At 46.2% G+C, this 12081-nt stretch carries 11 protein-coding genes; 9 read left to right on the top strand and 2 right to left on the bottom strand.

The annotated features are described in order from the left end of the window. Window position 1: 1 nt before the first annotated feature. The 3 genes from AC23NW_RS33945 (at window position 2) to AC23NW_RS33955 (ending at window position 1788) form a co-directional block, all read left to right on the top strand. Complete coding sequence (locus AC23NW_RS33945) at window positions 2-481, top strand: RNA polymerase sigma factor (RefSeq protein ID WP_487455068.1); 480 nt, start codon at window positions 2-4, stop codon at window positions 479-481. After that, the gene (locus AC23NW_RS33950; protein ID WP_487455069.1) at window positions 478-1017 is read left to right on the top strand and encodes a hypothetical protein; all 540 of its coding nucleotides are present in this window, start codon (window positions 478-480) and stop codon (window positions 1015-1017) included. The genes AC23NW_RS33945 and AC23NW_RS33950 overlap by 4 nt, the downstream gene beginning before the upstream one ends. A 582-nt stretch (window positions 1018-1599) precedes the next feature. Further along, window positions 1600-1788 carry a hypothetical protein gene (locus tag AC23NW_RS33955; protein ID WP_487455070.1) on the top strand — a complete coding sequence of 63 codons (189 nt, stop codon included), beginning with the start codon at window positions 1600-1602 and terminating at the stop codon, window positions 1786-1788. Window positions 1789-2722: 934 nt separating this feature from the next. Here AC23NW_RS33955 and AC23NW_RS33960 read toward each other — a convergent pair. Then, on the bottom strand, window positions 2723-3130 hold the full coding sequence (locus AC23NW_RS33960) for a response regulator (protein WP_487455071.1): 408 nt from the start codon (window positions 3128-3130) through the stop codon (window positions 2723-2725). 421 nt (window positions 3131-3551) lie between these two features. On the opposite strand from AC23NW_RS33960, the gene AC23NW_RS33965 reads away from it, so the two are divergent. The 5 genes from AC23NW_RS33965 to AC23NW_RS33985 all read left to right on the top strand — a co-directional run bounded on the left by AC23NW_RS33965 (window position 3552) and on the right by AC23NW_RS33985 (window position 8091). Continuing rightward, window positions 3552-4073, top strand: coding sequence for a hypothetical protein (locus AC23NW_RS33965; RefSeq protein WP_487455072.1), 522 nt, complete (start codon window positions 3552-3554; stop codon window positions 4071-4073). 311 nt (window positions 4074-4384) lie between these two features. Further along, window positions 4385-5467, top strand: a complete 1083-nt coding sequence (locus AC23NW_RS33970; protein ID WP_487455073.1) for a fatty acid desaturase family protein — start codon at window positions 4385-4387, stop codon at window positions 5465-5467. A 969-nt stretch (window positions 5468-6436) separates the two neighbouring features. Then, window positions 6437-6835, top strand: coding sequence for a response regulator (locus tag AC23NW_RS33975; RefSeq protein ID WP_487455074.1), 399 nt, complete (start codon window positions 6437-6439; stop codon window positions 6833-6835). Between the two features lie 453 nt (window positions 6836-7288). Then, entirely contained in the window at window positions 7289-7777 is a 489-nt protein-coding gene (locus AC23NW_RS33980; RefSeq protein WP_487455075.1) for a hypothetical protein, read from the top strand. A gap of 35 nt (window positions 7778-7812) precedes the next feature. Beyond that, on the top strand, window positions 7813-8091 hold the full coding sequence (locus AC23NW_RS33985; protein WP_487455076.1) for a hypothetical protein: 279 nt from the start codon (window positions 7813-7815) through the stop codon (window positions 8089-8091). A gap of 83 nt (window positions 8092-8174) precedes the next feature. Here AC23NW_RS33985 and AC23NW_RS33990 read toward each other — a convergent pair whose 3' ends face one another. Continuing rightward, window positions 8175-8759, bottom strand: coding sequence for a recombinase family protein (locus tag AC23NW_RS33990; protein ID WP_487455077.1), 585 nt, complete (start codon window positions 8757-8759; stop codon window positions 8175-8177). Window positions 8760-8903: 144 nt separating this feature from the next. Between AC23NW_RS33990 and AC23NW_RS33995 the strand changes: the two genes are divergently transcribed. After that, entirely contained in the window at window positions 8904-11963 is a 3060-nt protein-coding gene (locus tag AC23NW_RS33995) for a Tn3 family transposase (RefSeq protein WP_487455078.1), read from the top strand. The last annotated feature ends 118 nt before the right edge of the window (window positions 11964-12081 follow it).

A 12081-nucleotide genomic window follows, 5' to 3' on the forward strand; every position in this document is an offset into this window, starting at 1 on the left:
CATGGAAAGACAGTTTTTGGAGATGATCGCCATGCATAAAGCCACCATTCACAAGGTGTCACGTCTTTACCGGGACAGCCCTGAGGACCGAGAGGATCTTTTTCAAGAGATCGTTTTACAGTTGTGGCAGTCTTTCCCAAAATTCGAGGGAAAAGCCAGGCAAAGTACCTGGATCTACAGAGTTGCCCTTAACACTGCAATGGCCTCTTACCGAAAGAAGCGTATAATATTATCATTTACAGAGCAATTACCTGACAAGGAAGACAGTAACATAGATTATGAAAATCGGGAAAGAGAGCAGCAGCTGTTTTTCATACTAAAAACGCTAAATGAAGCAGACAGGGCATTACTCGCATTGTATTTCGAAGACTTCGACTATCGCGAGATGGCAGAAATAACGGGATTGAGCGAGAACCACATTGCCGTAAAGATGGGAAGGATTAGGTCCAGGTTAAAAAAAACATTAAATCCAGCAAAATGAATATTGATGAACTGAAAAACGATTGGAAAAACCTTAAGCTGGAAAATACCAGCATGAACGAGCAGCCAATGATAAAAAAAGGTAATAACCAGTTAAATGCTATCAGACTGCGGCTTGCCATAGAAATGGTGTCGTACCTCCTGTTTCTGGCTGTTTACTACACGATGTTTGATGGGGACAAAAAACCGTTATACGCCAATTTATTACTTGTAGGATCTTTTCTTCTGGTCATCATCCATAGCTTGATGGGCTACCTGGCCGCAAAAAACATAGTATCAGGAGAAGATATCTTGCAGTCGATGACTAAATATCACAAAAAACTTAAAGGATACGCTATGGTTTCCTTGCTGACACGGACGGTCTCATTGATTTGCCTATTAATTTTCTTTGTTTCTTCCGTAGAGCTCAACACTGAGAAAAACTGGATGCTTGTTGGTCTGGTCTTGATCGTGGCAATTCAGGCTTACATAAATTATAAGATATGGTCTGCCAGAATAAAGAGAATAGGTGATTGCATTGAAAATTGGCAGTCGTAAACATAAAATAATGGGCCATATCAATTACATGTTAATGGTAAATAAGGGGTAGTTAACACAAAACCGCCCTTTTCGCCACGTAATAGGTTTAACAGGCTTTTATAGAACTACTTACGTGGAAATTCATGCCTTTAACGTTCGATTATTGTAGTCAGAAATTTTACTGTTAAGGTGCGTGTAAAAGCGTAAAATTTTGATGCTTTTATGGCAGAAAACACCTTTAAAGGCAAAACTACGGCGAGAGATAGTGTTTGGAAGTGAAATGGAGGCGTTTTGAACGCCGTTTAGCCAAAACGGTGAAACTGATCTTAAGTGCAGGTGGTTTAATTTATATAACTATTTAACTATAAGTCAATTATAGGCTTCAAGTGGCGGATATACCCCAAATGTGTCAGCTACCCCTAATACATGATATACCGTATTGCCTGATTGAAACTTCAGGGACTGTTCATAACGTGAAAAATCACGGCCAAAGCCGTTTTTTCTCAGTAAATAGACTATCTGACTGTAAACAACTTACTTATCTATATAGAAGGGCGCAATTAGCTATATGTCTCCAGGGAACGATACAAAAAAGGTACTATGTTCGCTTTTTTTACCCTCAGATCAGGGCATAAGGCTACTGTATTTAGTCTGCGCAGGACACCGGCCATAATCCGGGAGCAGGATGTCCTTATGCCGCTAACGGGGCAGGTCATACGTTTTCAGCGCACCATGGATGATATCTGGGCGCCGGTGACGCTGGTACTGTATCTGCCGGACGGGACATAAACGTTCCGGTAACAAAGCGACCGGACAAAGGCCCGATGTGTAAGGGTCACAGCTGTTTTCTATACGTACAGATAAGTCTGACCGGCTGAATTTACGGGCATTGTACAAAGACAATGCCCGGTTTCTATAAACGATATAGTCAGTAAGCTGTACTACAGTCAAATATATTTAAAAAACCATATCAGCCTGTATGGTAACTTAATGGTTCTTACTAACCGGTAATCGAAAAAATATGAACCGTACCAGGTCAGTCCATTCCTACGTATTTGACACGGAACCCTACTGTCCTGCTCTGATAACCTGAACATATATAAGTCATCAGAAAGCAATCAGCTAACATTGCATCATTTTCTATGAGCAGCAAGGAGATTTGTGCCTGCTGATGGCCGGTACGTGCCGGTACGTAATACTCGCGCGTACGTGCGGATTCAGAGCGTGTGCTGACAACTCCGGCGTTCTGAAAAAATGAAATAGTTAAGGGATTCCTTACGCAAAATAACAATCACCCCCGGGGGGTATAAAAAAACGGCATAGCACAGGGGGCAGAAGGTGTATCAGCCCCGTTCAGGCCGGTAATACAGATATACCGTATTGCCTGATTGAAGCCCCGGGGACTGTCCACACCGTGGAAAACCACGGCCAAAGCCGGCTTTTCTTCACAGACAGGCTATATAACTGTAAACGAGCTGCTTATCTATATAGAAGGCTACAACTGGCTATAGGCCTATAGAGCGATACAAAAAAGGCACTTCAGCTCTGCGCGGTCACCCCGCCGGATTATGCCTTGACAGCATTAAAGTAGAGGGAAAGGGTATCGGGAAGGTATTCCGGCATAAGCCGCAGGCTACGTGGCTTAAGAGTATAAGGAATATATTTTAACCCTTAATGGCAAAAGGCTTTGTTTTACTCCGTTCCGGAACTTCCTGGCTGAGAATCAGGCATAGTTTATATCTAACCAGTATTGGCATATAGTTTCCAGACGGGCCTTCAGGTCAGCGTAGTTCATTTCTTTCATTACAAATGAATTAGTACCGTTTTCATAGCAGACTTTAATTTCGGCAGCAGAAGCAGCGGCGCTCATCATGACTACCGGAATAGTCCTGTAAGCCGGATGACCTTTTAACGAACGCAAGGTTTGATTGCCGTCAAAGTCAGGCATATGACAGTCCAGAAGGATTAAGTCAGGATTTGCCGGTAAGTCAGGGAGCTGCTTTAATAAGGCCTGTCCGCTATTAAAAAAGCATACTAAATAAGCCGGAAACAGCTGACTGAACAGCTGCTTAAGTAAAAAGCGGTAATCGTCCTGATCATCAACGATGTATATTATCTTTCTGGAGGCCATATCATATAAAGAAGCATGTTCAGGGTAAACACCCTGACATGCAGGGTAACCGGAGCGGTCTATGTAAAAATGAGATACCGGCTCAGGAACCGGCCTATACTATTCAGATCATGAGCTACTTTGGCATTGGCAGTCGTCGAACGTTCTACAAAACGCGGAAGGAGCTGTCAAACCGATGCAACGGGCCGGAAAACAGATCAAAAAATCCAGCGTAATTCTTTGTCTACTTGCTACAAGAAACCCGGAGAGGCTATTTCTTATAAAACATCCCAAGTCAAATGTTTCAGTAAGCCGTTTCAGCCCGGTTCTACGTATAAATGGACGGTAGTATGAAAATAAATAAATCGTTTTCTTTCCCGAATGGTTTATAAAAAAGCGATCTGGCTTATTTCCAAATTATCAAGGTCAGCAAGTCAGTACTATGAATAACTCAGCTGAATTATGGACCCGAGGTCAGTTAAATGCGAACTTAATCCGGATTGAACGGCTGCTTCATGAGCCATGCTTTAGACGGGACGCACTCTTCACCGGCTCAACGGAGACAAATTTTATCAGGCTTCTTTTCCTGGAAGAGGCGTTGTTAATGCAGGCGCAGCTGGCAGGCCGGCGGATTGATTTTCTGGACGAAGTAGGTACAAACGGGCGTATCGAGGATATTACCAGTCTGATAACGGGCATGTGCCGGCATCTGGACGACATGGATCAAGGGATAAACGAACCGGCCCCGGATCGACAAACAATCCCCTCCGTTATCCGTCATTTCTTTGGTGCCGGCGTTGGCTACTTTCCGGACGGGCTTTTTTTTAGCTGCCCCTACGAAGATGAACTGACGTTTTTTATCGGCCGTAACCGTATTTTCTTTACCAGGCATATGGTCAGAGCCTTTGCTGAGGCGAAAAGCTATCTGGAGGCAGGTATTCCCGCAGTACCGCATAAAACGTAACCGCTTCATGCTAATCAAACCGGCGGGCAGCAACGAACCCGCCTGTTATTTGCGCGGCGGGCTAACCGGCTTACACCTGGATTAAAAAGCACATTATAAAACAATACGGACATCCGAGCGTTTACCTGACAGGTAGATATTCTGCTTTTAATGAATCTTCTGCTTCCTGTTCAGTCAGAACTTACCAGTCTGATTTTCATCAAGCCTGTTGGTGACTCTTCATTTTTCCGGATACTCTGCCCGAAACGCATACAAATGACGCAGTGTAACCAGTTTCTGTCGATCAATCAATTTTAACTCTTTAACTGTCGATGGCAACTACGCTTAAATTTGCTCCTGCGGGCAATACGGCCTTTCTTAATACTTTACGGAAAAGGGTTGATACCTATTTTACGGATCAGGGGATCTCTCCCCATGCAAACCGCGCCATGTGGCTTAAAGCCTGCTTCTTTCTGGGGGGCTATCTGTTAGTCTATTGTTTAATTCTGTCAAATCAGTTCAGCCCTGCTGGCATGCTCGCGTTAAGTGTAGCGTTAGGAGTATTTGCCGCCTGCATAGGCTTTAATGTGTCGCATGATGCGCTGCACGGTGCTTTTTCGGCCAGTGCCCGCATCAACCGGTTTATGGGCTACAGCTTCTTTTTGCTTGGCGCAAGTCCTTATGTCTGGAAAATAACGCATAATATTGTTCATCACACCTATACTAATATCCCCGGACACGATGAGGACCTTGATATTGCTCCCGGCCTGATCCGGATTGATCCGCAGCAACCGTATCATTTCTGGCATCATTACCAGCATATTTATTCGTTTCCGCTCTATGCGCTGGCTTCCCTTTCATGGGTGTTCCGCAAAGATTATGTTAAGTTTTTCAGAGCGCGTATCGGGGAGTATAAACCCGACAGCCACCCGCAGAAAGAATACGTGAATCTGTTTCTTGGGAAGACGTTGTATTATATCGCTTTTCTGATTCTGCCGTATTGGCTACTGGATCTGGCCTTATGGCAGATACTGACGGGTTTTGTAGCCATGCATTTGATGGAAGGGCTGGTTTTAGGGCTGGTTTTCCAGCTTGCTCACGTGGTCGAAGGTACCAGCTTTCCGGTACCGGCTCAGTCCGGGTCAATGGAAAACAGCTGGGCGATTCACCAACTGCACACAACGGCTAATTTTGCCCCACGCAGTCCATTGGCGGCTTTTATTTGTGGCGGACTGAACCGGCAGATTGAACATCATCTCTTTCCTAAGGTATGCCATATACATTATCCGGCTTTAACCAACATTGTCAAGGCTACTGCCGGGGAGTTTGGGGTACCGTATCTGGAAAATCATAGTTTCCGCACAGCATTACATTCCCATTATAGTCTGCTCAGGCGCTTAGGTCAGCCAGACTGATGGGTCCGGCGTTCTTATGCGGTCTGTTTTGGTAATACTTACGGCCAGTTTGAGGAAACATCAACACCGGCTGACATATCCATTTTGTAAACCAGACCAGCTAAACTTAAAAGGGTAGTTTAAACCAGTACAGATATGCACATAGATAAACGAATTGGCCGCTTTGCGGCGGAGGTTAACATACACATTACTCACTGGCTTGAGCTTGGCAAGCGGCTATTCAGGCCGGTTATCAATCAAACAGGGTTAACGTTACAACGCGCATAAATTGCAGCCGGCACGTCGCTCTGAAACAAAAAAACATGTCCCCGGACATGTTTTTTTGTAAATATGCTATATGTAAACACGTTCGCCCTGTATGTGCCTGAACAAACGGAATGATTCCGGAAGGCCGGACCTTTTCCGGGCCGGAAACATGTTTTGAGGCAATAACGTGGCTAAGCTTTCGGGGTATGAGATATTATGTGCTATCTATCCCGAAAAAGATGTTAACCTCAATAAAAAAGTTAGCCTGTATAGTAAATAGACATTTTCTGAAACATTACGCAGGCTATTCGGTTTTTCTTTTACCTTCGCTACAATTCATAGGCGGACCTGACAGCTAAAAAACAGGTATGAGTACTGAACGGGTTGTTTTTATTGTGGATGACCACGCGGACTTACGGCTCACCCTGAAAGAGCATCAATCCTTAAACAACCTGATATTTTACTTCTGCTGCCTGTTCCTGATGTCTGTCAGGCCTTACATCAGTTGAATCAGCCCCTTACCAGATAAGTTATTCAGGGTAAGGTAATGGATGACAGGGGCCCTACATGGTGTCCTTAATCAGCTTTATAAACTTATCACATTCGCAGGCAAAACGATTGTAATCGTCTTCTTACCAGGGCCTTACGGACTTTTTTCAGGCGTATCCTGTTCAGTTTTTTTAACTAGTTAAGTCTGTACGAATCTTTATTTTCAGTTTTACATTGGGCGCATTAATTTGGATTGCCGAAGACGATCTGGATGATCAGCTATTGAGTCGCATGGTATTCAGGGAAATCGCTCCCCGGGCAGAGATCATGTTTATGAACGATGGCAAAGAACTCATAAGGTATGCCGCGGATCACTCTCAGAAACCGGACTTTATGATGCTGGATATGCAGATGCCCGGACTGAGTGGCCTGGAAACGCTGGCTATTCTGCGGTCTATGGCTTCATTTGACCAGACCCCTGTGGTATTGGCCAGTACAGTTGAATGGGGGCTATCGCCGGAAGAATTACAGCGGCAGGGCGCTGCTGCTTTTTTTATCAAATCCGGTAGTTATACTGATTGGCGGGATAAACTGCAAAAACTAATCCGGCAGCTGGTTAAACCTGAGGAATAGTTTTTACCTGCGGTGCAGGCAGCACCTTTTACACTCCCATTCTGATGTATCGACCGGTTCTGCGGCAGAAGCATTACCCGGGTACGTAGAACAGACTCCGTTTCCATTCGCATTTTCCTGATTAGCAGAATCAAAGTTCGTTATTGAGCAAAGTGCTCTGTATGGGATTGAGATTATGCGCTGTATATTATCTTACGGACTACCCGTTTTACCGGGATAACAGAAAAACCCGGCTTCATACCAGATTGGGAGGGTTTTGTGAGAATACTATACTGTGTAGACCGATGATAGTGAGCCGGGTGTACCGATTTAATCAGAACCGCGATTGCAGGAATATATAGTTGAGTAGAAAATTGAAAATAGTCAGACAAATACTAATCATTTTTTCATCCTGGTTGTTATTAAATTACGCCCTTCTGGCAGCTTGCTAACCGGCAGTCAAATGCCTTATGTATGATTGACTACCCGGATACACCCTGGACTAAGCTGGAAATTGCTGAAAATCTTGCCAACATAACTTCGTTAATCCAGTCAAATGCTTTTGATCCAACTACCCGATTTACTCCACAAACTCAGACGAAGTGGATTGATTTGATCATGGCTACCAGTGACCTGGTCAGGCAGGCTGCGTTGGCAGGGAAACGCATTGACTTTACTGAGGATATTAACGAAGGGGATATTACCTGCCTGCTTAATTCGATGCGGCGCTCAGCCTTTGTAATTGGTGCTTCCAGACATAATCATCCAGAGCTGTCCATTATCTATCCCGCTTTAAATCATTTTTATGGCGCCGGGAACGGTCATTTTAGCAATGGCCTGTTGTTTCAGTGCGAATATGTAAACGAACTGGCGTTCTTTGTTGGCCGGGACCGAATTTACTTTTACCGACACATCATGCGGGCTTTTCTGGAAGCTCGGTGTTATCTGCTGGCATTACCCTGATGAACCCCGGTACACTCTTATCCTCCATCTATTTTATGACACCTGACCCGTTAATTAACATTATTTTATTTGCCGGATTTAACGAGGTTGCCTTGCCGGAAGGTGCCACGCTACATCAGGTTGACGTAAATGGATATGAAATAAGCTTACTTTTTAAGGTTACAGAGGGCAAAAACAGGTATCGACAGTTCTATCTCGGCTTCAATAACGTCCCAACAGATTACGACCAAGGCATTTTACAGTTGTTAGCCAGTGTTCAGTTTTCCGACGGAACCTCATCGGCAATGATTTATGAAGTCTATCCTTACGAATAAGTTGATAAGGAGACTGTCGTTGCCTCGGCTATTGAGTATTTGGTCTTAGCTGCAAAACGGGGCCAAAATGAAAATAGGACTTCTCAAGTCGCCTTTTTCACGGCCCCTGCCAATTGTTGATTAGCCCGCACGTAGGCATACAAAGTCGGTTTGCTGATGGCTAGCATCTCACAGATTTTCTTAATCGAGGTCTTCTTGGCCTCATAAAGCTGAACGGCCAATTGCTGTTTGTCCGTATTGAGCCGTTTGGGTCGTCCGCCTAAGCGGCCTCGGGCCCGTGCAGCCGACAGACCTGTCATCGTCCGTTCCTGAATCAAATTGCGCTCGAATTCAGCCAAAGCCCCAAACAAGTGAAATACTAACTTACCCGTCGACGTCGACGTGTCAATCGATTCGTGCAAGCTCTTCAGGGCCACGCTCTGACCATCCAGGTAAGCAACCCAGTCAATGAGGTCTTTTAACGAGCGACCTAATCGGTCCAGCCGCCAGACGACTAAGGTGTCGCCTGATCGCAAGAGTTTCTTTACCTCGTTTAGGCCCGACCGTTCGGCTACCGTGCCACTGATCTTGTCAGTCAATATCTTTTCGCAGCCAGCCCCCCGCAGCAAATCCTCTTGGGCATCTAACAACTGATCGTGGGTCGAGACCCGGGCATAACCAATCAACATAACGGTAAGAAAACCTGATGGACCGTCAAGATACTTGCCATTGATTTCTTGACCAAGTTTATTGCCTATTTTGGGCCAGATTAACGCCTGCTACTCTGCTGATGGCCAGTGGGCAAGAAAACCCTCCTTTTCTTTACTCCCTCAATGAGCCGAATCAAGATTCTGCAACCCCAGGAGATACGTCGTTTCGATGGGCCACCGCAATTTAGTGATCGGCAACGAAGCCAGTTCTTTCACCTGCCAACCGGGCTTGAGCAGGCAGTACCCCAGCTACGCAAACCCATCACCAAAGTCGGCTTCATCTTACAATGGGGATATTTCCGGGCCAGCGGCCGCTTTTTTGCAACGGACTTGTTCCGCACGCAGGATCTTCAATACGTCTGTGACCGATTAGAGATCGAGTGGTCCGCCCTAGTGCTGGATGCCCAGAGCTACTCCTCTCAATTGGCTGGCGTACACCAGCGGCATATTCTCAAATTACTGGGCTGGCAAGCATTCGGGCAGGGACGGGAACGACTCCTCCAACAAATAGCTCATCTGGTTGAGCAACCCCTTATGCCCCGGAAAGTGCTCCATGAGAGCCGGGCCTTCCTGGTACGCCAGCAAATTGAAGTACCATCCTATGACGTATTTCAGCGCCTGATTACCACCGCTTATCGACTGAGTGATGGACAACGCATGAGTCGACTCAATCAAGTACTCACAACCCCACACCGGACGCTGCTGGATGAACTACTCCAAAACGAAAAGCCCTTTGATGAACTGCCCTTACTGGCTTACAAAAAGATATCCCAGAGCGAACGTCCGGGCGAGATCAAAGCGTCGCTTGTCCTGTTCGATTCACTCAGCCACTATTTTGACACCATTCAGCCAATTGCACAGGCGCTCAATCTAAGCGACTCTGCCATCAGTTATTACGCCTACAAGGTACGACAACTCCGAAATGTGCAGTTAAAAAGCCACCGGGAACGTCACCTGTACCTGATTTGTCTGGTTATCCATCAGTATCGAGTATGGCAGGACACCTTCGTCGATATTTTGCTGTCGAGTGTTCGCGCGGCTCAGAATGCCACCCACAAAACGCGTCAACAGCTTTACTTTGCCTCCAATCGCCAGCGAAAAGCCGCCACCTTATTGGCTTTAGAGTCGAGGGCCGATTATCGGATGCAGGTAGAAGCGATCCGGTTGATTACCCGTCAGTCAGTAGATGATGCCGATAAACTACGGGCCATCGAAGACATTCTGGCCGCTGATCTCACTCTGACGACGGATCAGGAAGAGTTAGTCAGCCAGTTGGCCGGTGAAACCAATCGGTCTGACGATGAAGACTTTCGACGGCTGTTTGCCGGGCGGTTTTTGTGGCTTAATCTGCGGGTTGGTGCGTTGTTAACCCGGCTACGCTTTAATGCCCAGACCAGCGAAAAGCCCTTATTAGACGCGGTACTGGCCTACCAACGAAGCAAAGGTGGGTTGACCCAACCGGCGGATGAACTAAGCTGGCTGACGGAGGCCGAACGGAAGGCCTTATACGTAACCGATAGTCAGGGCTATCCCGTCTTCCAAAAACAACTTTATAAAGTACTGCTCTTTGAAGCCGTTGCGGAAGGCCTTAAGAGCGGACGGCTGAACCTAATCCACTCGTATCGCTACCGGTCGCTGGAAGAATACCTGATTGACAAGGCAACCTATCTGGCGAATCGGAATGAACTACTACGAGACTGCGGACTGACACCATTTGCCGATATCAAGGCCTTATTAGCCAAACTTAAAGCTGAGTTAGATGCACAGTATCAACAAACCAACACACGTACCATAGCGGGGCAAAATGACCACCTGACGTTCAATGCCCTCAAAAAGCCAATTATTGATACACCAAAAGTCCATGAAACCGACACTTCAGTAGTGAGTCCTTACTTTGCCCCGGTGCGGTATATTTCGGTACTGGATTTACTGGCGGAGGTCGAACGGAGTGCGCCTTTTCTGAGTCAGATTGAGCATTTAGGGGGGAAATATGCCAAGACCCGACCAAGTGCCGAAACGTTTTTTGCGGCTATCGTCGCGCTGGGTTGTAATATCGGGATTGATAAAATGGCCAATATCAGCAAAGGCGTAAAACTCTCGACACTCCAGCTAACAGCGGATCTCTATCTGACGGCTGACAGCCTTAAGCAGGCCAATGATCAGTTAGTCACCTTCAAAAACCAATTGGCCCTGCCTGAACTGCACCGCCAAAACGCTGATGGTCTGCACACCAGTAGTGATGGTCAGAAATTTTTAGTGACTGAGGAGTCCTTGAATGCAGATTACTCCTATAAATATCCGGGCTTTGATAAGGCATCGACGGTGAACACGGCCATTGACGAACGATTTGCGTTGTTTCATAGCTTAGTTATCAGTGCTTCCGAGCGGGAGGCTCCGTATGTGATTGACATCCATCTGAATAACCCTGCCATTCGCAGCACGATCCACTCCACGGATACCGGTGGCTATTCAGAAGTTATTTTTGGGGTGATGAACTTGCTGGACATATTATTCGCACCACGCATCAAAGATGTTGGTAGTCAGCAGATTTATACGATGAATACCCGGCGTGAGTATGCTCAGCGGAACTACCCGCTATTGCCGGATAGCCGGATTGATACCGACCTGATCATCGCTCAGTGGGAGGATATTTTACGGCTAATGGTCACGCTAAAATCAGGCAAGACGACTGCCTACCGCATCTTTAAACGACTAAGTTCCTACGCCCGACAGAATCCTCTCCACCAGGCGTTGAAAGAATATGGCAAAATTATCAAGTCAGGTTTTATCTTACGCTACTTCGATGATCTGGCTCTTCGACAGGCCATCGAAAAGCAATTGAGCCGGATTGAATTGGTCAATCGGTTCAGCAAAGCGGTATTCTTTGGGAACAACCAGGAGTTTTCGGTTGGGCTAAAAGAGGATCAGGAAAAGATTGTTCATGCCCGGCGACTGATTCAGAATGCAATCATCGTCTGGAACTATCTTTATCTATCGCAGTTCATGAGCCAGTTGACGAAGCAAAGGGAAATCGAAGCCTTGGTTGATGCCATTCGGCAAGGCACGGCCGTCGTCTGGCAACACGTCAACCTGCAAGGGGAGTATGATTTCAATAAACTGCTCAAAAACAAAACGTCACGCTTCAACCTGGAAGCCATATTTAATCTAAAAGTGCCTGATTAGGTACTCTATTTTCATTTTGGCCCCGTTTTGCACTACAGACCATCAATGAGCATGCCTACTATCCCCTCCGGCAGTTCCGCCCACTGGCGGGTTGACCCTACAGTACGCTGTTTGCAGG

This window comes from Arsenicibacter sp. R0_47, assembly GCF_057652235.1.

What these genes read in the sequence shown, in the direction of transcription:
- AC23NW_RS33990 (WP_487455077.1), bottom strand. Translation starts at nt 8,759, where the DNA reads ATGTTGATTGGTTATGCCCGGGTCTCGACCCACGATCAGTTGTTAGAT.
- AC23NW_RS33965 (WP_487455072.1), top strand. Translation starts at nt 3,552, where the DNA reads ATGAATAACTCAGCTGAATTATGGACCCGAGGTCAGTTAAATGCGAAC.
- AC23NW_RS33995 (WP_487455078.1), top strand. Translation starts at nt 8,904, where the DNA reads ATGAGCCGAATCAAGATTCTGCAACCCCAGGAGATACGTCGTTTCGAT.
- AC23NW_RS33980 (WP_487455075.1), top strand. Translation starts at nt 7,289, where the DNA reads ATGATTGACTACCCGGATACACCCTGGACTAAGCTGGAAATTGCTGAA.
- AC23NW_RS33960 (WP_487455071.1), bottom strand. Translation starts at nt 3,130, where the DNA reads ATGGCCTCCAGAAAGATAATATACATCGTTGATGATCAGGACGATTAC.
- AC23NW_RS33970 (WP_487455073.1), top strand. Translation starts at nt 4,385, where the DNA reads ATGGCAACTACGCTTAAATTTGCTCCTGCGGGCAATACGGCCTTTCTT.
- AC23NW_RS33945 (WP_487455068.1), top strand. Translation starts at nt 2, where the DNA reads ATGGAAAGACAGTTTTTGGAGATGATCGCCATGCATAAAGCCACCATT.
- AC23NW_RS33950 (WP_487455069.1), top strand. Translation starts at nt 478, where the DNA reads ATGAATATTGATGAACTGAAAAACGATTGGAAAAACCTTAAGCTGGAA.
- AC23NW_RS33955 (WP_487455070.1), top strand. Translation starts at nt 1,600, where the DNA reads ATGTTCGCTTTTTTTACCCTCAGATCAGGGCATAAGGCTACTGTATTT.
- AC23NW_RS33985 (WP_487455076.1), top strand. Translation starts at nt 7,813, where the DNA reads ATGACACCTGACCCGTTAATTAACATTATTTTATTTGCCGGATTTAAC.